The following is a 21,271-nucleotide window of genomic DNA, read 5'->3' as shown; positions in this document are numbered from 1 at the left end:
TTTTACCCATTTTTCAAGTACTTAACCAAAACCTTATCGATCCGGGCGCCATCCATATCTACGATCTCGAACTCAAAGTCCAGCCACTTTAATTTCTCACCCGTCTTCGGTACACGTTCCAATATCTCTAGGATCAAGCCACTCAAGGTATTATAATCATGCTCGGCATACAAATCCTCCATGTCGAAATATTCCAAGAAATCATAGAAAGAATATTGGCCGTCCACCAACCAAGTACCATCCTCACGTTGTATGATCTCGGACTCCTCTCCGACTTCCGGTACTTGTCCGATTAAGCCTTCCATAATATCCTTCAAGGTTACGATACCTTGGATACCTCCGAACTCATCCGTAACGAGTCCATATTTCACGTGTGTCTGCTTGAAAGATTCCAAGGCGTTATATACGCTCTGGTTCTCGGGAACGAACTGTGCCGGGCGAAGTACTTGATTGATCGAGAAATCCGGTTGATCGATCCTTCCGAACAAATCTTTCAGATAAACGACCCCTACTATATTATCGAACTTCTCCGAGGCCACGGGATATATATTAAATAAGTTCTCCTCCACTTTCTCCCGAATCTTCTCCGTACTATCCGTCACATCCAGCCAAACCAGCTCGCTACGATGCGTCATGATAGAACCCACGTTACGGTCTCCCAGATTAAAGACTCGCTCTACGATGTCCTGCTCTACCTCTTGCACCTCGCCACCGTCGAAGCCCTCTTTCACGATCGCCTTGATTTCTTCCTCTGTTACCCTATTTTCCTCTTTCGTATCCACGCCCGTCATCTTCACAGCCAACGCCGTACTCTTTGAAAGTAGCCAAACAAAAGGAGAGGATATCAAGGAAAGAAAATTCATGGGTTTAGCAACTAACATAGAGACCTTCTCGGCACACCCCATGCCGATCCGCTTCGGTACCAACTCTCCGAATATAAGTGTAAGATACGTCACGATAATAACGATCGTCGTTTTAGCGATCCCCAACGCATACGGTTCTAGGGCCGGTATTTGCGCTATTATAACAGCGAAATTATGAGCTAACGCCTCGCCAGAGTACAAACCGGTCAAGATACCGATCAAGGTAATTCCGATCTGGATGGTTGAGAGAAACTTATCCGGCTCATTTGCCAGCTTCAAAGCAGTGCCCGCAGATTTATTACCACGTTTCGCTTCGGTTTCCAACCTAGCCTTCCGGGCTGAGACCAAGGCGATTTCCGACATCGCAAGAATTCCATTCAGTAAGATAAGGCCAATAATAATGACTATTTCCATTAATTAATTTATAGTTTGATTATGCTGCGAAGATATATAAATACTTTAATATATAAAACAAGACACCTAAGTGTCTGCGCTTACATTTAACTAAAAAACCTTACGAATCCCTTGCGGTTTCAAAAGAAAGGCGTACTTTTGCATGACAAATACAAAGTGTGATTAGAAATGCTCGATAAAATTAAGGCTCTGCTTCAAGAAGTAGAGAATATGAAAGCGGCAAATGCCGAGGAACTAGAAGCTTTACGTATAAAGTATCTCAGCAAAAAAGGCGAGATATCGGCGTTGATGAATGATTTCCGTAATGTAGCGGCTGATCAAAAACGTGAGGTTGGCAAATACTTGAACGAACTAAAGGAAACAACCCAGAGCAAGATCAACGAATTAAAAGAAAGCTTTGAGAATGTACAGACCGCAAACGATGATATCGATTTGACTCGTACGGCTTACCCGATCGAACTAGGCACTCGTCATCCTCTATCACTTGTAAAGAAAGAAATTTGCAATATATTCGGACGGTTAGGATTCAGCATCGCTGAGGGACCGGAAATCGAGGACGACTGGCATGTCTTCTCTTCCTTGAATTTCGCCGAGGACCATCCTGCCCGCGATATGCAAGATACGTTCTTTATCCAGCATAACCCGGATGTATTGCTTCGCACACATACTTCTTCCGTACAGACCCGAGTAATGGAAAAGCAAGAACCGCCTATCCGTATCATCTGTCCGGGACGTGTATATCGTAATGAGGCTATCTCCTATCGTGCTCACTGTTTCTTCCATCAAGTAGAAGCGTTATATGTAGATAAGAACGTCTCATTCGCCGACTTGAAACAAGCCTTGTTGTTCTTCGCCAAGGAAATGTTCAGTCCGGATACAAAAATTCGCTTGCGTCCTTCTTACTTCCCGTTCACGGAGCCATCCGCCGAGATGGACATCTCCTGCAACATTTGTGGAGGTAAGGGTTGCCCCTTCTGTAAAGGAACCGGTTGGGTAGAGATCCTCGGTTGCGGTATGGTAGACCCGAACGTGCTTGAGAACTGCGGTATCGATAGCAAGGTTTATTCAGGCTACGCATTGGGAATGGGTATCGAGCGTATTACCAATTTGAAATACCAAGTAAAAGACTTACGCATGTTCTCGGAAAACGATGTTCGTTTCTTGAGACAGTTTGAGTCGGCCAATTAAATTGAAAACCTAAATCATTTACCATCTCCCCGGGCCTTAACCTAGCCCGGGGGAAACACACTAGGTTGATATGATAAAGGTTTTTCTTTTAATAATAGGAGGAGCTATCGGATCTGCGCTACGGTTCGGAGTTTCCACGTGGGTGCAACGATCGATGCTTTACTCCTTTCCTTTTGGTATCTTGTCGGTCAATGTGATCGGCTCCTTTTTAATCGGCTTCTGCTGGAGTATAGCGGAAGCCTATAATTTTTCTATCAATACAAGAGCTTTCCTATTCACTGGTCTTTTCGGTGGTTTCACGACTTTCTCTTCTTTTGCTCTCGACACGATGGTACTTATGCGTACCGGAGAATACAAGATGGCACTACTCAATGTACTTGCCAGTAATATCCTTGGTTTGATAGCGGTCTTCCTTGGGATCATACTTGGGAAGAATATCATTACAATGATCAAGTAAATAAATAAAAAAACACGGCACAAGTCAGTCATGACAAGGCCGTGTTATATCGAATAAAGCTGTTTCCAAATTATCTATTTACTAACCTCAAGAATACTTTCTTAGAAAAATAAGAAGCTCTATTTTTCCGATATAATTGCCATCCAGATTATAGCTAATCAAATCATGTCCCCATCCATTAAACAGCAAACGCCCGTTCAACTCGTCCACCAAGCAGTCTACGTTTCTATAGCCACCCGGATCCTTCCCTACATGCCCTATCTGACATTTAAACTTTCCTGTAGCCTTATCAAACAAAAGACATTGCCGGTTAGCGGAAGTGATCAGAATATATTTATCCAATAACTTGATATCAGGAGAACTTCCGACTAGACAATCATCCCTCGTCTCTAAAGGGACATACCGGATCTCATCAAAATAATCAGAGGCTTTCAGCTCGGCAGGCGATGAGATAGCTTTACCTACCTCAATCACCCGCTTGCTCGCTTCTTCGTTTTCACGCTCCATACAGGAGGTTAGAAACATTCCCGCACAGAGGGAGCCGAACAAGCCTACCTTGCATATATACGCGAAAATCATTTCTTCAATTTTATCTCGATAACGCCATTACGACCTTTCTCTCCGAATTTAGCGATCGCCTCGTTTCCTTTGTACACATTCATAGACGCAATACGATCGGGATTCAAATTGTCCATCCTCTCTTTAGAAGATTCCATCCCATCGATGTAGACAATACCGGAGAAAGAGGACTTTTCCTTTGATGCCTCCTTAGCAGCCTTCTCATTGATGTCTATGGCTTTCATGGCCTCCTCTATGGCTCGGTTGATCTCCGGTTGAATCTTCTCCATCTCGGCGGCGATAGTCTCATTTATCTTGGCGGCCTCTATCGCCGCTTGCACAGCCTTGTCGATCTCAGCCTGGTGTTTCGCCATTTCCGCAGAAACGATCTCGTCGATATTCGCCGCTTTCACTGCCTCTTCAACCGCCTTGTCAATCTCCGGCTGGTATTTCTCCATCACGGCCGAGACCTTTTCCTGTATCGCTTGCATATCTTTTTCAGAAACGACCGAATCCCTTGCGAGGGTCTCAACTTCTACATTTCTTTTAGGCTCTTTTTTTTCCTGAACCGGAATAATTTCGCTAATTTTGACACTCGAAATCTTCTCCAATTCGTGAGAGATTTCCGGACGGGCAAAGGCTACCACCGTTAAGGCTGCCAACGGGAGTACATACAGATACTTCAACCGTGCCCATGGACTTGATTTTTGTTTTAACATCATAGCTATTCGCTTTTTAAGTGAACTGTGATTAAAGCTGTTGGCCATAGAAGTGAAGCGCTGTGCACCAACAGCTTTTTTGATTAATAATAATTGATATCTTTTTGCGTCGACGCCTTGATTTAATACGCTCTCGTCGGCCTCGTATTCATGGATATTTTGCAATTCCTGTCTCAACAACCAGACAGATGGGTTGAACCAATGGAACAGGATACAAATCTCGGAGATCAGCAGATCAATGGAATGACGGGCTTTTATATGCGCCATCTCATGCGTCATGATCTCTATCCCACTTTCCTCAAAATCCTTCCGGCTTATTACGATCGTTTGCATCCAACTGAACGGGGCGACTGGTTGGTCCATAAGAATCAGATGGATTCCGTCCACCAGCTTCGGTGTACCTTGTCTCATCAACCGGAACAAGGCATAAAATGAATATGCGAATTGACAAAGCGTTAATATCCCTCCGATTATATAGGCTATCACCATAACTCGTAACCATACAGGTTGGCTAGCGGATTCTGCCGACGTTCTCATGGAAACCGCCGCTAGCAAATTCTCCAAATCCATGACCGGACGCTGAATGGCCGTCGCTTCCTCCAAAGTAATCTCACAAAATGGGATGATAACCGAAAGCATGATCAAGCTTAATAAAGCGATCCGGTTGAAACGATGGAAGGTATCACGGCTCAACAATAGCTTATAAAACAGATAAAATATCGTCAAGCACACGGATGATTTAAGGATATATACAAAGAAGATTCCCATATTCGTTCTTATTTACGATTCCCTTGTTCTACATCATCTATTAGTTTTCGCAGATCATCCACAGAGATATCCTCTTCCTTGATCAGCGTAGAGACAACCCCCAGATAAGAATTATTGAAATACTTAGCGATCACATTTTTCAACGTACCGTTGCTATACTCCTTTTCTGTTAAGACCGCATAATATTGATAGCTATTCCCGAAATTCTTATGGGCGAGGAAACCTTTCTCCTCCAAGCCTCGGACAATCGTAGAAAGGGTATTGAAATGAGGTTTAGGCTCCTCGTAATATTCAAGTAACTCTTTCACGAACAGTGGGCCTTTCTGCCAGAACCAGCCCATGATTTCTTCTTCTTTCGCCGTAAGTCGTTTCATAACCTTATCTTGTTTGCGACAAAGTAACTAAAACTTTTAGTTACCAAACTGATTCATATAGTTAATAAACTAAAAGAGATAGTTTATTCATCGATCCAATCAAAAAAGCCGCCCCGGGAATGTCCGGGACGGCCTCTATTATATCCAGATGTTTGAATGATTAGGCGACAGGAATCGTTCCGCCAATCAAGATCACAACCAATAAGGCCAAGATAGCGTACAACTCTGGGAATACGGCCATTACCATCGTAGCACCGAATACGTTGTGTCCGGCACCAACACCAGCAATACCATTCGCGCAAACTTGAGCTTGGCGGATTGAAGAGTAAAAACCAGCGAAACCTAACACTAAACCAGCGCCGAAAACAGCCGTAGCGGCCAACATGGAAATATCAGCGACCAAGAACTTCTGCATCATAAAGTAGCCCACGAATCCATACAAACCCTGTGAAGAAGGCAACGCACTTAAAGCGATGTACGTACCCAGAGCATCCGGATTTTTCTTCATCGCACCTACCACCGCATTACCTGCGATCGTAACACCATAACTACTGCCGATAAAAGTTAAACCTGTCATCAACGCAATACCTACATAAGCTAATAAAATTGGTTCCATAATAAAATGTGTTTTTAAATTATTCTTTTATTGTTTTATTTTCTCGTTTAATTGTTATGCTTTTCTGAATGGCTCATAGGCCTTACCTCCACCTTCGAACTCCGCGTTCTTGTAATATTCCACGAAGATCAAACGAAGCGGGTGTACCAAGGAGCTGATCGTACAAAGAGCGATATTGATGGAGTGACCCACTAACAAGATCAACAACATACAGATCGCACGTGCCACGATATTCATACCGTCTGTCATCGTAACCGCCAACGTATTAAATACGCCACCCAAGATGGAACCGGTCAGACCGATAGCGAACAAACGAATGTATGATAACGTATCCCCCAGCAATCCGGAGGCCATATTGTACGTGTTCCAAAGTCCGGTACCAAAGTTCAAGAATACGTTCTTGCCCGGTGTATTGTACAAATAAGCGACAACCAGACCCAAGATGGCGATTCCGTAACATACCATAACGACAGCGTTCGGCAAGTGAACGTTCAACATCGGAAGTCCGAACGCCAATGCCAAGGATATGATCACGAACACCCAAGCGAACGGAGCGATACTGTGTTTCGTTCCTTTCTGTATCTTGATCTTGTAAGCAGCGACACATTTACCGAATATGATCTGTACCAAACCGATGACAATAGAGAATGTCATCAAGTTGTCACTATTCACAAAGTAGTTCTTGATCTTTGACAAAGCCGGGATATCCGCCAAGGCCACTCCGAAGAAAGATCCCGTACAAGTACCCACCAATAAGGCGGCAAAGCCTAAATACTGGAACAAGGTCAAATAAGGCTTGAAATCCGGGTTCACCTTCTTCTTCAAGATCGTACAAGCGATCATGACCAGCAAACCATATCCGCCATCGCCGAAACAAAGTCCGAAGAACAGCATAAAGAACGGGGCGAACAACGGGGTCGGATCAAGTTCACCGTAATTAGGCAAGGAGAACATCTTCGTGATAGGCTCGTACAGCTTACTGAATTTATTATTCCGTAGCTTGATAGGCACCTTATCCCCATCCTCGATCTCTAATTGCTGGAAGAAATAACCTTGCTTATCCAGCTCGTGCTCCAAGGCCGGAGCGTTTTCCGTCGGCACCCAACCTTCCAACAACATGAGCTTATCACCCGCTTGCCGATCTGTCTGCACTAACGCATTAGAAAGATTAAACTCGTCCTGCAGGTTCTTATCAAATTCCTCCAACGTTTTATAATCCTCCACGGCACGATGTTTCAGCTCATCCTCCACATTCTGGATATCCTTGGTACGTTGATCCAGACGGGCACGCAACTTCGCCAATCCTTGAACCGGCATCTTCGGACGTTCAGCGTCTATATCGATCAAGGTACCTTCCTTGGTAATCGTGATAAAATACGTTACCGATTGGAAGTTATTGATCAGAATGGCGTTATACAGCACGCCCCATTCCGGCTCGTACTTAGCGGTAGGACAGGTAAAGAACGTAACATCGTATCCCGCTCTTTTCAGACGGTTGATATTTTGATAACTGAACTCACCCCATATTTCCATATAAGCCAGATCCTTCTCGATCGATTGCTTGGAAGCGATCAATTGCGCTTTCTTATCTTGCAATTCCTCTATCTTACGCACCAACTTCAAGCCCTCCTCTTTCGTCAACTCACGGGCCGGAGCAAACTTAACGTCTTTCTCCGCCGCATGGAGGTTCTTAAAGTAACGCATCAGCGTATTGATCTGTTTACGCTCAGCCAGAAGCTCTTGCAACCTCTCGTTATCCATCACGGAGTTTGTCTCCTTGATATGGACGACACCTAAGTCACGAAGCGTAGAAAGGAACGTATCATACTCCTTATGGTACACCATAAAGGCATATTTACTCATCTTTACTATCATACCTCGGCCTCCTCTTTTTCTTCTTTTGCCTTACGTTTCTCCTGATTGGCTCTCATGATCTTCTGTGAGGACTTAGAAAGACTCTCCTCGTCTTCCATAAACCGTTTCACCTTACGGATCGCATCCTTATAACCCGGAATCTGTACCTTCTCAAACAGGTTCACCTTCTGAGTAGTCTTTTTCCTAGCATGCTCCAACAACTCCAGCTTCATGCCCGAGAACTCCGCCTCAATACCGGTACGAGCCAGCTTTTTCAGCAACTCGATACCATCCGTATACCATGCGGGGGCATTAAAGAGACTATAGTGTCCGATCTCGAACTTGATCTCGTCCAATAACGGGACGATCACGCCGGCGATCTTCTTCGTGGAAAGCGTCACGTCCTTCACGGAGATCAACTCCGGATTGAACTCGTTCCACAAAGCCACCATATTCTCGTAACTCTGAATCTCTCGTTCTAGCTGAAGTTCCAATTTATTCACTTCGTCCTTGGTCCGCTTCACCTCGATACGCAGGGCGCTCTCCTTGCTCTTGATCGTAGGCAGGGAGCGTTCACGCATCTTCAGTTGCTTTTCCAATTGCTGAAGAGAGGTTTTATTATATTGAAACTTTATTGCCATGTTTATTTAATTTACTTCCAGTACTTATCAACCAATCCTTGTTTGATATTTACCTCCTCCGGGCTGAAATATCTAGCGAACAATCCCCAAGCTACGTCCAGCATCTCCGTCGTATCCAAGTTTACGTCGATAGCCAACAGCTTAGAAGAATAATCCTTGGCGAAAGACAAGGTACGGTTGTCGTAGTCGGTCAAGTCGAAACCGTTCTCCAGCTTGGTCTTAGCGTTGGCGGCATCGGCATACAAACGTACGGCGGCGTTCATTACCTGTGGATGATCCTCACGGGTCTTCTTTCCGGTTACCAGCTGTTTCAAACGAGACAAGCTTCGGAACGGATCGACGATGACCTTACCCACATCGCTATCACGACGCAAATACAACTGACCTTCCGTGATATAACCCGTATTATCAGGTACGGCATGCGTGATATCACCACCGGATAAGGTCGTTACGGCAATAATCGTGATGGAACCTCCCGCCGGGAATTGAACGGCTTTCTCGTAAATCTTCGCCAAATCCGAATATAAGGAACCCGGCATAGAGTCCTTAGACGGGATCTGGTCCATACGGTTTGATACGATCGCCAAGGCATCGGCGTAGTTGGTCATATCGGTAAGCAATACCAAGACCTTCTCGTTCTTCTCCACGGCGAAATACTCAGCGGCGCTCAACGCCATATCCGGGATCAAGATACGCTCTACGGACGGGTCCTCGGTCGTGTTGATAAAACTAACGATACGGTCTAGGGCTCCGGCGTTACTAAATGTATTCTTAAAGAACAGGTAGTCGTCGTTCGTCATACCCATACCTCCCAAGATAATCTTATCGGACTTCGCACGCAAGGCTACCATCGCCATAACTTGGTTGAAAGGCTGGTCGGGGTCGGCGAAGAACGGGATCTTCTGACCGGTTACCAAGGTATTATTCAAGTCGATACCGGCGATACCCGTAGCGATTAATTCAGAGGGTTGTTTACGACGTACCGGGTTCACGGACGGACCACCGATCTCGACCTCACGTCCCTCGGGGATCGGGCCGCCATCGATAGGCTCGCCATAAGCGTTGAAGAAACGTCCGGCTAACTGGTCACCTACTTTCAAGGAAGGGGCCTTCCCCATGAATACCACCTCGGCATTCGTACGGATACCTTCCGTTCCGGAGAATACCTGCAACGTCACCTCGTCACCGATAATCTTTACCACCTGAGCCAGCTTTCCGTCTACAGAGGCCAACTCATCATACCCAACTCCCGTTGCTTTCAGCGAACAGGTAGCTTTTGTAATCTGGGTAATCTTCGTATATATTTTTTGAAATGCTTTTGTTGCCATAACTCTTTTAATTTTCGATTCTCTCCTTCAAAAGTTCATCCAGTTCCGTATTAAACTTCTTGAATTGGTCACTCTCATATTCCGAATAGTTCATCTGCTTAAAGATGTTGATCATCTTCTTAAAGTAGTCCATAACCTCAAGGAAGTTATCAAACTTAAACTCTGAACGGCAAACGTTCACGACTCTATCCAGCATGAATTCCTGACGTTGCAACGGAGTAACCGCATCAATGGCATCGAAAGCATCCTGTTGCAAGATCACGAAGTCGATCAACTCGGACTTCCAGAATGTAACGTGATACTCGACAGGCACACCATCATCACCCAAGATATTGATTTGCTCGGAGATCTCCTTACCACGCAACATACGGGTCTTGATCTCGTTTACTTTCTCGATCCATTCCGGGGAGATATGTTTAGCGATGTATTCCTGAAACTCTGGATACTCGATATACTTGGAATAACTCTCGATCGGGTTTACGGCCGGATAACGTTTACGGTCGGCACGCTCCTGCTCCAAGGCATAGAAACAACGGGCCACCTTCTTCGTATTCTCGGTCACTGGCTCCTTCAAGTTTCCACCGGCCGGCGATACCGTACCGATGAAAGTGACGGAGCCTGTAGCGTTGTTATTCAAATGAACGAATCCCGCACGAGCGTAGAAGTTCGCCACGATAGCGGACAAGTCCATCGGGAAAGCATCCGGTCCCGGCAACTCCTCCAAACGGTTGGACATCTCACGCAAAGCCTGTGCCCAGCGGGAAGTAGAGTCGGCCATCAACAGAACCTTCAAACCCATGCTGCGATAATACTCGGCGATGGTCATCGCCGTATATACGGATGCCTCACGAGCGGCTACCGGCATGTTGGATGTATTGGCGATAATGATCGTACGTTCCATCAATTTACGTCCCGTATGTGGGTCTACCAATTCCGGGAACTCCGTAAATACCTCTACGACCTCATTCGCACGCTCACCGCAGGCGGCGATAATCACGATATCCGCTTCCGCTTGTTTAGAGATAGCGTGCTGAAGCACCGTCTTACCCGTACCGAACGGACCGGGGATAAATCCGGTACCACCCTCAACGATCGGGTTCACGGTATCGATCGTACGAACGCCCGTCTCCAGCAATTTGAATGGACGGGGCTTTTCCTTATAACAAGTGATGGCTTTCTTTACCGGCCATTTCTGGATCATCGTCACGTTTACGTCCGTGCCATTTTCGTCCGTAAGGACAGCCATCGTATCATTGATGGTGTATTGTCCGGCTGGAACCACCGACTTCACAATATAAGATCCCTCGAACTTAAAGGGGACCATAATCTTATGAGGTTGGAAATTCTCGTCCACCTCTCCCAGCCAATCACCGGCGCTCACGGTATCGCCCGCTTTAGCCAGAGGCTTGAAATCCCACTTCTTATCATTGTCCAACGCAAACGTATAATCGCCACGTTTCAAGAATACACCTTCCATCTTGTCCAAGTCATTCTGCAAACCGTCATAGTTGCGGGACAACATACCCGGACCCAGCGTAACTTCCAACATATGCCCTTGGAATTCAGCCTCGTCGCCGACACGCATACCACGTGTGCTCTCAAATACTTGTACAAAGGCATTCTTTCCTATCACCTTGATTACTTCCGACATCAGCTTCACGCCTCCGACAGAAATGTAACAGATCTCATTCTGAGAAACCGGACCACCCACCTCTACGGTTACTAGGTTGGATACGATTCCTTTTACAATTCCTTTCGTAGCCATAATTTATTTTATATTGTTTCTTTTAAATTCTTCCAACGCATTCTCACTACCCATCTTCATGGCGCCTACCAATTCACGGAAAGTCTTCTCGCCTCTCGCCTTATCCAAGGTTACCCAGCGCTCTATCATCTCCAATTTCAATAAATAAGCGAATACACTCTCTATGTCGAACGTCTTGAAGAAGGTATTATCGTCCAGCCATTTCCATTTCAAAAGATCGATTTTCTTCTCACGAACGATCAGATCGGTCTCTTCGGCGATGCGTTGTAACTCGGGCAAATATTCCACGGAATCGCCCAAGCCGAAATCACGGGCGTTCGACGTACGGATATTTTCTGCTATCTCATTATGCCCCACGATATAATTGGCCTTATCAAATCCATATTTACGGCAAGTGATCGCAGTAAGAACATTGTTGATATTCAGGTTAAGCTCGAACCAATCGGCCACGAACTTATTCCCACATTTCATGGCATATTCATAATATAACGCAGCCAAGCGGTCTTCCCATGATATATATTCTTTCTCGCTTTTGGTGTCCTTAGCCTCTTCGGCTAGATACAGTTTAAAGAATTGCACGAAATAAGGCGGGAGATTATCATTTTTGGGAATTTTTTCCTCATCCTTCAACGCTTTATATAAAGTATTGAACTCATCATACGTTATTCTTCCTCTTTGATCCGGATCGGAGTCCGGTCTTTTAGCGTGAGCCAGCAGATTTATATTATCATATTTCAAATAAAATAAATCAATCAGCTTTTTGTCCTTAGAAGATAGCATATCCTCTATTTCTGTCCGGAACTCACAGACCGAATAGGCTAGTTTACTATCATCCAACGCTATGTTAGGAAGTCCGGAGATTAAGTAGTAATACTTACTCATATCAGAACAGCATTTCTACTAATTGCGGACGCAAGAACTCTTTAAAGAACTCGATGAACTCGTCTTCGCCAAACGTCACTTTATAAGACCCATCCGCCGGGATAATAGAGAAAGACGCTTTCTTTCCGCTTACCTTCTCGATCTTATACCCTTTCTCTAGCAAGCCTTTGGCATTGGCCTCAAAATACGCCTTCAAGCCATCGGAATCAGAAGCTTGGATAGTCAAGAACTCATTAGCGGGCCAGCTTTTCACAAGCTCAAGGATCACTTTCTGCATATAGGCGGGATCCATCAACGCCGCTTTCACATTCGAACTAGCGATATCACCAGTGATAAGGTTTGTCACCTCGCTCTTTAACGCCTCGACAGACTGGGTGGCGAACAATTTCAATTCGGCTTCCGTATTCTTCTTCAACTCGGCAGCTTGTTTCTCGGCAGCCGCTACGATACGTTTCGCTTCCGCTTCCGCATCTTTAAGAATCGTATCCTTTTGAGCATTGGCCTCGGCGATTATACGCCCCGCTTCTTCGTTCCCCTTCTCTACACCTTCCTTGTAGATCTTGTCTGTTAGTTCCTGAATCTTTGTATCCATTTCCTATTATGTATTTGAATTGTATTTTTCAATAGTAAACGCCCACAAAGTTATTATTTTTCGCGGATTAACATCAAAATAAGTGTGAAATCAAGCTAAAAAATAACACTAGTCAAGTAAAATTCTATTTACATTCGTCTATATTGTATTTTTGTTCGTCTATTTGTATCTTTGTGAGTCAAAATACAAAATTAACATGTTTACGATTAGAAAAGCGACTATTGATGACCGTTCTCTTATTCATGACCTTGCCTCACGCATTTGGGAGAACACGTATGGAAAGATACTTTCTAAAGAGCAATTGGATTATATGTTCGATATGATGTACGCTCCGGATAACATTCTTAAACAAATGGAAGAGTTACATCATCAATATTTTATTATATTGGCGGACGATATGCCGGCAGGCTATTTATCCATAGAGAAAACAGGTGAAAACACGTACAATTTTCAAAAGATCTATTCCCTACCGGAAATGCATGGCACGGGAATCGGGCGTTTTATCATCGAACAAGGTATTAACTATTTGAAGGAGGTACATACCGGACCTTTCACTATAGAATTATACGTAAACCGCTACAATCCCGCCATAGGCTTCTACAGACATATGGGATTACGGGAAATAGGCACACGGGACCATCATATAGGAAACGGCTATTTCATGAACGATTATATCATGGGCATGGAAGTGGAGAATAAATAGACAGTCATCCCCTATTCATATATTTATATATAGAATAGGGGATGATGATTGTCAACGGGTCTTCCCTCTTTTCGGATTACGAGGTTTCTCTAGGATTCGTACACTACTAACTTTTACAGAGTAAATAACAGCGATCCTATCATTCTTCGGATTCTCAATCGCAAGTTGAGAGTTCCAGATTTTCTTTTCTTGTTTTTTATCCATAACGCTACAATTTAATAGTTCATATTTAATAAGTCAAACCTTGACTGTCTTTTTCTCTTTTCCTTCCGCTATCTCAACCAGATAAACCCCGGCGCAAATACAGATAATGGCGAACGTCTGTGTCCAACTGAAACGGTCTTGCCCGATCAATAGGGATGTAATCGTTGCCACGATCAAGATCAGATAGCCATAAATAGCCACTAACGTAGTTTTCAAATACTTCAATCCGATAGGAATCAACAGATAACTGATTACCGTAGGGAAAATAAGCACAAACATCAATACGGCAAAAGGCCACCAATGAAATGGCTCCGAGAATAAAGGAGCATGAAAGCCTTCTATCGGCAAAATCAATAGACTGGAGAAAGCGGCGCCCGTGAATGTATATCGAAGCATCGTCATCGTCCCTACTTTTTGTAAGATCCGCTGGCTTAATACCAGATACACGGCATAAAACACGGAGCTAGCCAGACATAGCATATTCCCATTAAAAGCGTCCGCCGCTAAATCGTCGCTTTGCTGGGTCAAGATGCAAACCAAGGCTCCGGATAAACCAATCAAGATACCGAGTATTTTCATCCAAGTAGCCTTTTCCTTATAAAAGAATACCATAATCAAAAATACCCAGATCGGTTGCAAGCTCGTGAAAATAGAACTCGAGACCGGCGTTGTCTTGCTAAGCCCCACTAAATAAAGAAACATAAAACCATAGATACCGATAGCGCCTAATAAGAATAGCCACACCTTATCTTTCGTCGTAGAAACCTCCGGTTTCATAAACCAGCCGATCACCCAAAACGCCACGGCCGCAAACACGCATCGGAAAGAAGCGCCCGTCAACGGGCTCATCCATAAGGGAAGCAAGTATTTCAAGGCGTTCATATTCAATCCACTGAAAGTTTTTGAGACCACCATGCTAATATTAGCTTCTGTTTTCTTATTTTTCACTGTCTATCGTTTTTTAGTTTTATATTCGTAAATCATATTTTATCGTTGAAAAGGAACGAGTCTCGTTTTACATAAGCCCAGATCGTAGCGACCAGCGCAATACAGAGATTAAAAATAAACGCGAATTGCTGGCTTTTGACATGGAACATAGACTGGAAGAAATCGATAATAAACGGACAAAGTAATATCGCCAAATAATTCATCGCCATCACGAAAGCTAATGCCAATGTAACTTTCTCAGGAATGGCCGTACGAGTCGTTTTATCATAAGCGATTGGCTGGATAACACCATATCCGAAACCGATAAAAATACATCCCAATCCAATTAGCCATTCCGTACGAGATATCAAAATCAAGGCCATCCCTAAAGCGATCGCCAATAGACTGACAAATTTTGTCTTTTGCTTAAATAAATCAACGATCTGATTCAAGATAAAACCGGGAGCCATAATAGCCAAGAAAAACAATGATATCATTAATCCGGAATTACCGCTTGTAAACTTATATTCCTTCATTAAAAACGGTAAGTTAAAGCTGACTATAATCACTAAATACGTAGCCAATCCATAAAAACACATGATTTGTACCAGATGCTTTATATCCACACCATATTTACCCGGAACCGTGACGGGATCTGCCGTAACAGGGGCTTTCACTTCTGATTTCGATACGATCGCCGACTCATTTTCCATACTCCTTTTCAAGTATACGGAAAGTACGATGGAAATCAAGGGCAATAGATAAACGGCAAACGGTAAATGCCAATTCACCTCCGCCAGATATCCCGTTAAGATCGTGGCTAATACCAACGTTACATTCGTAATAGCAGAACTTAAACCAAATTGCTTCGTCCGGTATTTCCCGATAAAGAAACGAGATATCAAACCGGTCGATAAGGGTACGATCAAGCCAGATCCGATTCCCATTAAGGCGCTCACCGCTATCAACTGCCACATCTTATTAGAGAGTAAGTATAGAATACCACTTAGGGCAAAGATCACCAAGCCTAATTGCAATAGACGTATCTCATTTACTTTCTCCGTTAATTTACCCGACAATATAATAAATGGAATTATCAATAACGATGGCAAAGAGGAAAGCATCTGGATATCCAGTTCCGTAGAATGAGGAAAAATAACGGAAAGTTTCCCTAATATCGGAGAAACCGCTAAACCCGGTAATGCATTTAAAGCGGAGATAGACCATATCCCTACCAGAGTTATAAGGGGAATTGTGCCCCGGCCTGTCTGTATTCTCATAAAGATTTAGTTTTACGTTTTTATCTAATCAAAACAAACATTTTATGTGAAAGTTCATCATTTTCGCTCTTTCCAAGAGGACTGGACTTGTATCGCTAATAAACCCCAAATAATGTAAATCCAAAAAACTTTCCAATCCATAATCTGTTTTGGCATAAACGCTCAGTGGAAGCAGTATTCCATTGATTCAAATCATTTTATTAACAAAAAAACTAAAGAAAAATGAAAGACTCAAATTTCAGAAATGGCGATGCCAAAACAGCGATTTTTGGCTCAGAAGTGATGTTGACACCCTCTCCTGTAGATAAGATTCCAGATGGCCCTACAACCCCGGAGATCGCTTATCAAATGGTTAAAGACGAGACTTTCGCACAAACACAGCCTCGCTTGAACCTAGCTACATTCGTTACTACGTATATGGACGAGTACGCGACAAAATTGATGAACGAGGCTATCAACATCAACTATATTGACGAAACAGAGTATCCGAGAATCGCTGTTATGAACGCCAAATGTATTAATATCATGGCGAGTCTTTGGAATTCTCCCGAGCAAGAAAAATGGAAAACCGGAGCCTTGGCTATCGGTTCTTCAGAGGCTTGTATGCTAGGTGGTGTAGCCGCTTGGTTACGTTGGCGCAAAAAGAGACAAGCACAAGGTAAACCAACTGACAAGCCTAATTTCGTGATCTCTACTGGCTTCCAAGTCGTATGGGAGAAATTCGCCCAGCTATGGCAAATCGAAATGCGTGAAGTTCCCTTGACTTTAGACAAGACGACACTTGATCCGGAAGAAGCACTTAAGATGTGTGACGAGAACACGATTTGTATCGTTCCTATCCAAGGTGTAACATGGACAGGACTGAACGATGACGTAGAAGCCTTGGACAAAGCGCTCGACGCATACAATGCCAAGACCGGTTATGATATACCTATCCACGTAGATGCCGCCAGCGGTGGTTTTATCCTTCCGTTCTTAAGCCCGGAGACAAAATGGGACTTCCGTTTGAAATGGGTTCTTTCTATCAGCACATCCGGACATAAATTCGGATTGGTTTACCCGGGATTGGGTTGGGTTGTTTGGAAAGACAAGAAATATTTGCCGGAAGAAATGGCATTCAGCGTAAACTATCTTGGAGCGAATATCACTCAGGTTGGTTTGAACTTCTCTCGTCCTGCCGCACAAATCCTCGGACAATACTATCAGTTTATCCGTCTCGGATTCGAGGGCTACAAACAAATCCAATATAACAGTATGGAAATCACGAAATACATCCACCAAGAAATCGGTAAGATGGCCCCATTCGTTAATTACAGCAACGAGGTTGTGAATCCATTGTTTATTTGGTACATGAAACCGGATTACGCTAAGAACGCCAAATGGACACTTTACGATTTGCAAGATAAATTGCAACAAAGCGGTTGGATGGTTCCAGCGTATACACTACCGAAGAAGCTGGATAACTACGTGGTTATGCGTGTCGTAGTTCGTCAAGGTTTCAGCCGTGATATGGCCGATATGTTATTAGGTGATATCAAGAACGCTGTAGAGGCATTGGAGAAACTTGAATATCCGACTCCTACTCGCATCGCTCAAGACAAAAACGTTCCGGTTAAGGGTAAGGTATTTACTCACACCGCAATGAGCAACGCTAAGAAATAAAAACAAAATTCATCAAGGCGTGCATGAAAGGACTATCAGTGTTTTCATACACGCCTTCTTTAATCCAATTCATATATGGACAAAAAAATAACGATCGCCCAAATAAAGGAAGTAGCTCAACAGGCTTACGATCTTTACAAGACAAATACGGATGGTAAGAATGCCGATTACATTCCTTATCTGGCGAATATCAATAAAAATCTATTCGGAATCAGTATTTGCCTTTTAAACGGACAAACCATCGAGGTGGGAGATTCCGAATATCGTTTCGGTATCGAATCCGTATCGAAAGTACACACCGCTATCTTGGTACTGCGCCAATACGGAGCGAAAGAATTATTGGAGAAAATTGGTGCCGACGCTACCGGATTGCCATTTAACTCCATCATCGCTATCCTATTGGAAAACGACCATCCTTCTACCCCATTGGTAAATGCCGGCGCTATCACGGCTTGTAGTATGGTGAAGCCTGTCGGTGATTCCAAACAGAAGTGGGATGCTATCGTAGCCAATATCACGGATTTGTGCGGAAGCGCACCGCAGTTGATCGACGAACTCTACAAATCCGAGTCTGCAACGAACTTCAATAACCGCTCCATCGCTTGGTTGCTAAAGAATTACAATCGCATTTATGACGATCCGGATATGTCTTTGGATCTGTATACCCGTCAATGTTCTTTGGGTATCACGGCTAAGCAACTATCTGTCGCTGCCGCTACGGTCGCAAATTTAGGTCTTAATCCTGTGACAAAGAAACAAGTATTCGATGCGGAGTTATCTCCGAAGATCACTTCCATGATCTCTACCGTAGGTTTTTATGAACACACCGGTGATTGGTTGTACACTTCCGGTATTCCCGCAAAAACTGGCGTAGGCGGTGGTGTCATGGGTGTACTTCCCGGACAATTCGGTATTTCCGCATTCGCTCCTCCTATTGACCAAGCTGGTAACTCTGTAAAGGCACAGCTTGCTATTAAGTATGTAATGAATAAACTCGGATTGAACGTGTTCAACGGTCACCGTGTGACGATCGTTGACTAATAGACTGAATCAGTTTAAACGAGAAGTAGTATAGAAAAAGTGTTTCATTACGATGGGCTGTTATACCATCTAAATGAAACACTTTATTTTTTGTATCAATAAAAATCGGATCAATTCTCCGACACGACCCAAGCCGAATCGTATACTTCCGTATTCGGGGTCTTATAATACATATCCTTTTCTTGAGGAATGCTTAATTTATAGGTCTTCCCACCTGTCACCAACTTACGATCACGGAGCCAAGGATTAAAACGTTTCAAGTCCGCATAAGTGATCCCATGCTCTTTAGCGAAAGCCGACAGATTCTGTATATCTTGGCTTACAGCCACATCTACGGTAGGGATCGGCTTATACAGGTCACGGGCACGAAGCACAAAACCGTACTTCGACGGATTCTCGAAAATTTGCTTGATCGCCATGATTCGATAAATATAACGGGTAGTCTCCTCCACCAGCCAGAGATCAAAGGAGGAATCCGCATCTTGTTTGACCAGCTCACCGGATATACGTCCCATGCCGCCATTATAAGAAGCGGCTACCGCCGCCCAATCTCCATATTTCTTATAGGCGGCCTTCAAATAGCGGCAAGCCGCCCCGGTCGCTTTCTCCACATGGCAACGCTCATCGACCGTCGGGGTGATTGTCAAACCATACTCCCTTGCCGTGCCCTCCAGTAATTGCCACATCCCGACAGCACGAGCCGGAGAGGATACACGGGGGTCCAAATGGCTTTCTATCACCGCTAGATATTTGAAATCATCGGGAATGCCGTTCGCCTTCAAGATCGGCTCGATCACCGGGAAATAACGGTTCGCCCGCTTGATCAGAAGCATCGTCGTAGAATGGAAATAAGTAAAGCTACTCAATTCACGGTCATAGGCTTCCCGCATATCATAGCGGGTAATATCGATTAGTTTCCCACAAAAAGGAACCGAGGACGGAACATCCGGCGACAGGGTCATGGATGAGACAACCGGACGGCTCTCTATCACTTTTTCCACGTCATTCGAACCCATCGAGATACATGCGGTCAAGCAAACGACGCCTCCACATAAAAAACTAGCTAAATTATTCTTGGATATTCTCATTTTCATCTTGAATTGTTTTAGGTCTAAGAATGTTTATATCGCCTTTTTCCTTGTACTTAATACCATCGGAACCTTCGGCTTCTATCACATAAAAATACACACCCGGCTGAACGTATTTACCACCTTTCTTACCATCCCATCCTTGGGCCGGATCTGTCCAGTAATACATCTGTAGGCCCCAGCGATTAAATATCCATGCCTTAAATTTCACCAACGACTTATAGGCAACCCGGAACTCATCATTAATTCCGGGCGTGGTACCCGGGGAGAATGCGTTCGGTATCATCAGATAAGACTCCGAGATATCAATCTGAACCTCATCTTCCGTGCTGCAAGTAGTGCTTTGGTCGCTTACTTCCAACTTGATGATAAAAGTCCCGGATTGGTTGAACGTATAATCCACTTCCTCACCCGTAAAACGAACAACCGGATTATCTTCTTCCCCTTGCCGATAGATTTTCCAATTAAACAGGGCGGCTGTCGGCGTATTCGCGATAGCCGAGAATTGAACAGTGGCGGGAGCGCAATAACCGCTCTTCGTCGTATTCATATTCGGGGCCTCTTGCTCAATCAGCAACGTGTCTATATGAGCATCTACTGCAGCGGCCTGATATTCATCGATACAAAGCGTAACCTCCTTTCCAAAATGACGAGCGAAATAATCGCCTTTCACACAGATCTCCGTATCACACCAAGGAGCGGGAATGGATTTACCGAACAAATTACCCTCGATGACCGCCGTCTCTTGTTTAGAGGTATATTCTTTTTTATCCGAATTATATTCCAATGTATTATAAATAACATCAAATTGGCGAGACAGTTCACGTCTTGTTCCCGTATTCGGCCAATAATAATAAATAGGTTGGATCGTACCTGTCCCAGCCAAGACCAATCCGCTACATGGATCGCTATTATCGGAGACATGCAGGTTGGATATGTTTAAGGTGTATTTGCTGTAATCAACGATCCAGACGTAACGAGATACGGCTCCTTCCTCGACAAAATAACCATATCCCTCCTCTACATTCCGAATGGTGGAAGTAGTTCCATTTTGGGTGGAGGCCACCTTCTCGGCCTCCAATCGCTTGGTTTTATAACGATACCATTGATGCGAAGAAGAAGAGGATGAGGTATAACTAATCGTCACGTTATCCATTCCATACACCAAGTAGACCTCAAGTCGCTCGGCGGAATCGCCGGAACTCTGCGTGGCTTTCATCGGGCTACCACTTCCTCCCGTCACCACATACTGGGCACACGAGACAGCCGCTACAAACACAAAACTTAGCGATAACAGTATCTTTCTTAATTCCTTCTTTAGCATATATAGTCTAAAAATTACGGTTC

The 21,271-nt window shown here is 44.2% G+C and carries 21 protein-coding genes; 5 read left to right on the top strand and 16 right to left on the bottom strand.

The features are described 5' to 3' along the window. Nucleotides 1–2: 2 nt before the first annotated feature. On the bottom strand, nucleotides 3–1,277 hold the full coding sequence (locus HMPREF0999_RS02615) for a hemolysin family protein (RefSeq protein WP_005857328.1): 1,275 nt from the start codon (nucleotides 1,275–1,277) through the stop codon (nucleotides 3–5). Nucleotides 1,278–1,445: 168 nt separating this feature from the next. On the opposite strand from HMPREF0999_RS02615, the gene pheS reads away from it, so the two are divergent. Together pheS and crcB are read left to right on the top strand one after the other, a co-directional pair. Continuing rightward, nucleotides 1,446–2,465 carry a phenylalanine--tRNA ligase subunit alpha gene (gene pheS, locus HMPREF0999_RS02610; protein WP_009275102.1) on the top strand — a complete coding sequence of 340 codons (1,020 nt, stop codon included), beginning with the start codon at nucleotides 1,446–1,448 and terminating at the stop codon, nucleotides 2,463–2,465. A 70-nt stretch (nucleotides 2,466–2,535) separates the two neighbouring features. Continuing rightward, complete coding sequence (gene crcB, locus HMPREF0999_RS02605) at nucleotides 2,536–2,922, top strand: fluoride efflux transporter CrcB (RefSeq protein WP_008779782.1); 387 nt, start codon at nucleotides 2,536–2,538, stop codon at nucleotides 2,920–2,922. Between the two features lie 87 nt (nucleotides 2,923–3,009). On the opposite strand, the gene HMPREF0999_RS02600 is transcribed toward crcB, so the two are convergent. From HMPREF0999_RS02600 to HMPREF0999_RS02555, 10 genes are all read right to left on the bottom strand, one after another. Beyond that, the gene (locus tag HMPREF0999_RS02600) at nucleotides 3,010–3,501 is read right to left on the bottom strand and encodes a DUF4934 domain-containing protein (RefSeq protein ID WP_008779781.1); all 492 of its coding nucleotides are present in this window, start codon (nucleotides 3,499–3,501) and stop codon (nucleotides 3,010–3,012) included. Continuing rightward, nucleotides 3,498–4,967 carry a M56 family metallopeptidase gene (locus HMPREF0999_RS02595; protein WP_009275100.1) on the bottom strand — a complete coding sequence of 490 codons (1,470 nt, stop codon included), beginning with the start codon at nucleotides 4,965–4,967 and terminating at the stop codon, nucleotides 3,498–3,500. The genes HMPREF0999_RS02600 and HMPREF0999_RS02595 overlap by 4 nt, the downstream gene beginning before the upstream one ends. Nucleotides 4,968–4,975: 8 nt before the next feature. Then, nucleotides 4,976–5,341 (bottom strand): BlaI/MecI/CopY family transcriptional regulator, encoded by a 366-nt coding sequence (locus HMPREF0999_RS02590; RefSeq protein ID WP_005857360.1) that lies wholly within the window; start codon nucleotides 5,339–5,341, stop codon nucleotides 4,976–4,978. A gap of 160 nt (nucleotides 5,342–5,501) precedes the next feature. After that, nucleotides 5,502–5,957, bottom strand: a complete 456-nt coding sequence (locus HMPREF0999_RS02585; RefSeq protein ID WP_005857362.1) for a hypothetical protein — start codon at nucleotides 5,955–5,957, stop codon at nucleotides 5,502–5,504. Nucleotides 5,958–6,011: 54 nt separating this feature from the next. Continuing rightward, on the bottom strand, nucleotides 6,012–7,832 hold the full coding sequence (locus HMPREF0999_RS02580; RefSeq protein ID WP_005857364.1) for a V-type ATP synthase subunit I: 1,821 nt from the start codon (nucleotides 7,830–7,832) through the stop codon (nucleotides 6,012–6,014). Further along, nucleotides 7,829–8,452: a V-type ATP synthase subunit D gene (locus tag HMPREF0999_RS02575; RefSeq protein WP_005857366.1), complete on the bottom strand. Its 624-nt coding sequence runs from the start codon at nucleotides 8,450–8,452 to the stop codon at nucleotides 7,829–7,831. The genes HMPREF0999_RS02580 and HMPREF0999_RS02575 overlap by 4 nt, the downstream gene beginning before the upstream one ends. Nucleotides 8,453–8,463: 11 nt before the next feature. Next, the gene (locus HMPREF0999_RS02570; protein WP_005857368.1) at nucleotides 8,464–9,780 is read right to left on the bottom strand and encodes a V-type ATP synthase subunit B; all 1,317 of its coding nucleotides are present in this window, start codon (nucleotides 9,778–9,780) and stop codon (nucleotides 8,464–8,466) included. 7 nt (nucleotides 9,781–9,787) lie between these two features. Then, nucleotides 9,788–11,545: a V-type ATP synthase subunit A gene (locus HMPREF0999_RS02565; protein ID WP_009275099.1), complete on the bottom strand. Its 1,758-nt coding sequence runs from the start codon at nucleotides 11,543–11,545 to the stop codon at nucleotides 9,788–9,790. 3 nt (nucleotides 11,546–11,548) lie between these two features. Then, nucleotides 11,549–12,427, bottom strand: a complete 879-nt coding sequence (locus HMPREF0999_RS02560; protein ID WP_009017298.1) for a DUF2764 domain-containing protein — start codon at nucleotides 12,425–12,427, stop codon at nucleotides 11,549–11,551. 1 nt (nucleotide 12,428) lies between these two features. After that, nucleotides 12,429–13,019, bottom strand: coding sequence for a hypothetical protein (locus HMPREF0999_RS02555; RefSeq protein WP_005857375.1), 591 nt, complete (start codon nucleotides 13,017–13,019; stop codon nucleotides 12,429–12,431). 196 nt (nucleotides 13,020–13,215) lie between these two features. Here HMPREF0999_RS02555 and HMPREF0999_RS02550 point away from each other — a divergent pair, with 196 nt between their 5' ends. Next, nucleotides 13,216–13,722, top strand: a complete 507-nt coding sequence (locus tag HMPREF0999_RS02550; RefSeq protein WP_005857377.1) for a GNAT family N-acetyltransferase — start codon at nucleotides 13,216–13,218, stop codon at nucleotides 13,720–13,722. Nucleotides 13,723–13,773: 51 nt separating this feature from the next. Here HMPREF0999_RS02550 and HMPREF0999_RS22600 read toward each other — a convergent pair whose 3' ends face one another. The 3 genes from HMPREF0999_RS22600 to HMPREF0999_RS02540 are packed head-to-tail and all read right to left on the bottom strand — an operon-like array spanning nucleotide 13,774 to nucleotide 16,133. Continuing rightward, nucleotides 13,774–13,926, bottom strand: coding sequence for a hypothetical protein (locus tag HMPREF0999_RS22600; protein WP_005857379.1), 153 nt, complete (start codon nucleotides 13,924–13,926; stop codon nucleotides 13,774–13,776). Nucleotides 13,927–13,959: 33 nt separating this feature from the next. Next, on the bottom strand, nucleotides 13,960–14,874 hold the full coding sequence (locus HMPREF0999_RS02545) for a DMT family transporter (protein ID WP_005857381.1): 915 nt from the start codon (nucleotides 14,872–14,874) through the stop codon (nucleotides 13,960–13,962). Between the two features lie 32 nt (nucleotides 14,875–14,906). Next, complete coding sequence (locus tag HMPREF0999_RS02540) at nucleotides 14,907–16,133, bottom strand: MFS transporter (protein WP_009275098.1); 1,227 nt, start codon at nucleotides 16,131–16,133, stop codon at nucleotides 14,907–14,909. Between the two features lie 222 nt (nucleotides 16,134–16,355). On the opposite strand from HMPREF0999_RS02540, the gene HMPREF0999_RS02535 reads away from it, so the two are divergent. Both HMPREF0999_RS02535 and glsA read left to right on the top strand, forming a co-directional pair. Next, on the top strand, nucleotides 16,356–17,795 hold the full coding sequence (locus HMPREF0999_RS02535) for a glutamate decarboxylase (protein WP_005857385.1): 1,440 nt from the start codon (nucleotides 16,356–16,358) through the stop codon (nucleotides 17,793–17,795). Between the two features lie 75 nt (nucleotides 17,796–17,870). Beyond that, entirely contained in the window at nucleotides 17,871–18,836 is a 966-nt protein-coding gene (gene glsA / locus HMPREF0999_RS02530) for a glutaminase A (protein WP_005857387.1), read from the top strand. A 110-nt stretch (nucleotides 18,837–18,946) separates the two neighbouring features. Here glsA and HMPREF0999_RS02525 read toward each other — a convergent pair whose 3' ends face one another. Together HMPREF0999_RS02525 and HMPREF0999_RS02520 are read right to left on the bottom strand one after the other, a co-directional pair. Next, nucleotides 18,947–19,930, bottom strand: coding sequence for a lytic transglycosylase domain-containing protein (locus HMPREF0999_RS02525; protein ID WP_008772325.1), 984 nt, complete (start codon nucleotides 19,928–19,930; stop codon nucleotides 18,947–18,949). Then, entirely contained in the window at nucleotides 19,905–21,248 is a 1,344-nt protein-coding gene (locus tag HMPREF0999_RS02520) for a gliding motility-associated C-terminal domain-containing protein (RefSeq protein WP_005857391.1), read from the bottom strand. The genes HMPREF0999_RS02525 and HMPREF0999_RS02520 overlap by 26 nt, the downstream gene beginning before the upstream one ends. Nucleotides 21,249–21,271: the final 23 nt, after the last annotated feature.

This window comes from Parabacteroides sp. D25, assembly GCF_000307475.1.
GTDB classification, from domain to species: domain Bacteria; phylum Bacteroidota; class Bacteroidia; order Bacteroidales; family Tannerellaceae; genus Parabacteroides; species Parabacteroides distasonis.
The sequence above is the reverse complement of the archived record's forward strand: the minus strand, read 5'-3'. Positions and strand labels throughout refer to the sequence as shown.

Coding starts and splice junctions, on each gene's coding strand:
- HMPREF0999_RS02580 (WP_005857364.1), bottom strand. CDS start 7,832: ATGATAGTAAAGATGAGTAAATATGCCTTTATGGTGTACCATAAGGAG.
- pheS (WP_009275102.1), top strand. CDS start 1,446: ATGCTCGATAAAATTAAGGCTCTGCTTCAAGAAGTAGAGAATATGAAA.
- HMPREF0999_RS02600 (WP_008779781.1), bottom strand. CDS start 3,501: ATGATTTTCGCGTATATATGCAAGGTAGGCTTGTTCGGCTCCCTCTGT.
- crcB (WP_008779782.1), top strand. CDS start 2,536: ATGATAAAGGTTTTTCTTTTAATAATAGGAGGAGCTATCGGATCTGCG.
- HMPREF0999_RS02595 (WP_009275100.1), bottom strand. CDS start 4,967: ATGGGAATCTTCTTTGTATATATCCTTAAATCATCCGTGTGCTTGACG.
- HMPREF0999_RS02590 (WP_005857360.1), bottom strand. CDS start 5,341: ATGAAACGACTTACGGCGAAAGAAGAAGAAATCATGGGCTGGTTCTGG.
- HMPREF0999_RS02615 (WP_005857328.1), bottom strand. CDS start 1,277: ATGGAAATAGTCATTATTATTGGCCTTATCTTACTGAATGGAATTCTT.
- HMPREF0999_RS02550 (WP_005857377.1), top strand. CDS start 13,216: ATGTTTACGATTAGAAAAGCGACTATTGATGACCGTTCTCTTATTCAT.
- HMPREF0999_RS02555 (WP_005857375.1), bottom strand. CDS start 13,019: ATGGATACAAAGATTCAGGAACTAACAGACAAGATCTACAAGGAAGGT.
- HMPREF0999_RS02575 (WP_005857366.1), bottom strand. CDS start 8,452: ATGGCAATAAAGTTTCAATATAATAAAACCTCTCTTCAGCAATTGGAA.
- HMPREF0999_RS02585 (WP_005857362.1), bottom strand. CDS start 5,957: ATGGAACCAATTTTATTAGCTTATGTAGGTATTGCGTTGATGACAGGT.
- HMPREF0999_RS22600 (WP_005857379.1), bottom strand. CDS start 13,926: ATGGATAAAAAACAAGAAAAGAAAATCTGGAACTCTCAACTTGCGATT.
- HMPREF0999_RS02570 (WP_005857368.1), bottom strand. CDS start 9,780: ATGGCAACAAAAGCATTTCAAAAAATATATACGAAGATTACCCAGATT.
- HMPREF0999_RS02520 (WP_005857391.1), bottom strand. CDS start 21,248: ATGCTAAAGAAGGAATTAAGAAAGATACTGTTATCGCTAAGTTTTGTG.
- HMPREF0999_RS02560 (WP_009017298.1), bottom strand. CDS start 12,427: ATGAGTAAGTATTACTACTTAATCTCCGGACTTCCTAACATAGCGTTG.
- glsA (WP_005857387.1), top strand. CDS start 17,871: ATGGACAAAAAAATAACGATCGCCCAAATAAAGGAAGTAGCTCAACAG.
- HMPREF0999_RS02535 (WP_005857385.1), top strand. CDS start 16,356: ATGAAAGACTCAAATTTCAGAAATGGCGATGCCAAAACAGCGATTTTT.
- HMPREF0999_RS02525 (WP_008772325.1), bottom strand. CDS start 19,930: ATGAAAATGAGAATATCCAAGAATAATTTAGCTAGTTTTTTATGTGGA.
- HMPREF0999_RS02565 (WP_009275099.1), bottom strand. CDS start 11,545: ATGGCTACGAAAGGAATTGTAAAAGGAATCGTATCCAACCTAGTAACC.
- HMPREF0999_RS02540 (WP_009275098.1), bottom strand. CDS start 16,133: ATGAGAATACAGACAGGCCGGGGCACAATTCCCCTTATAACTCTGGTA.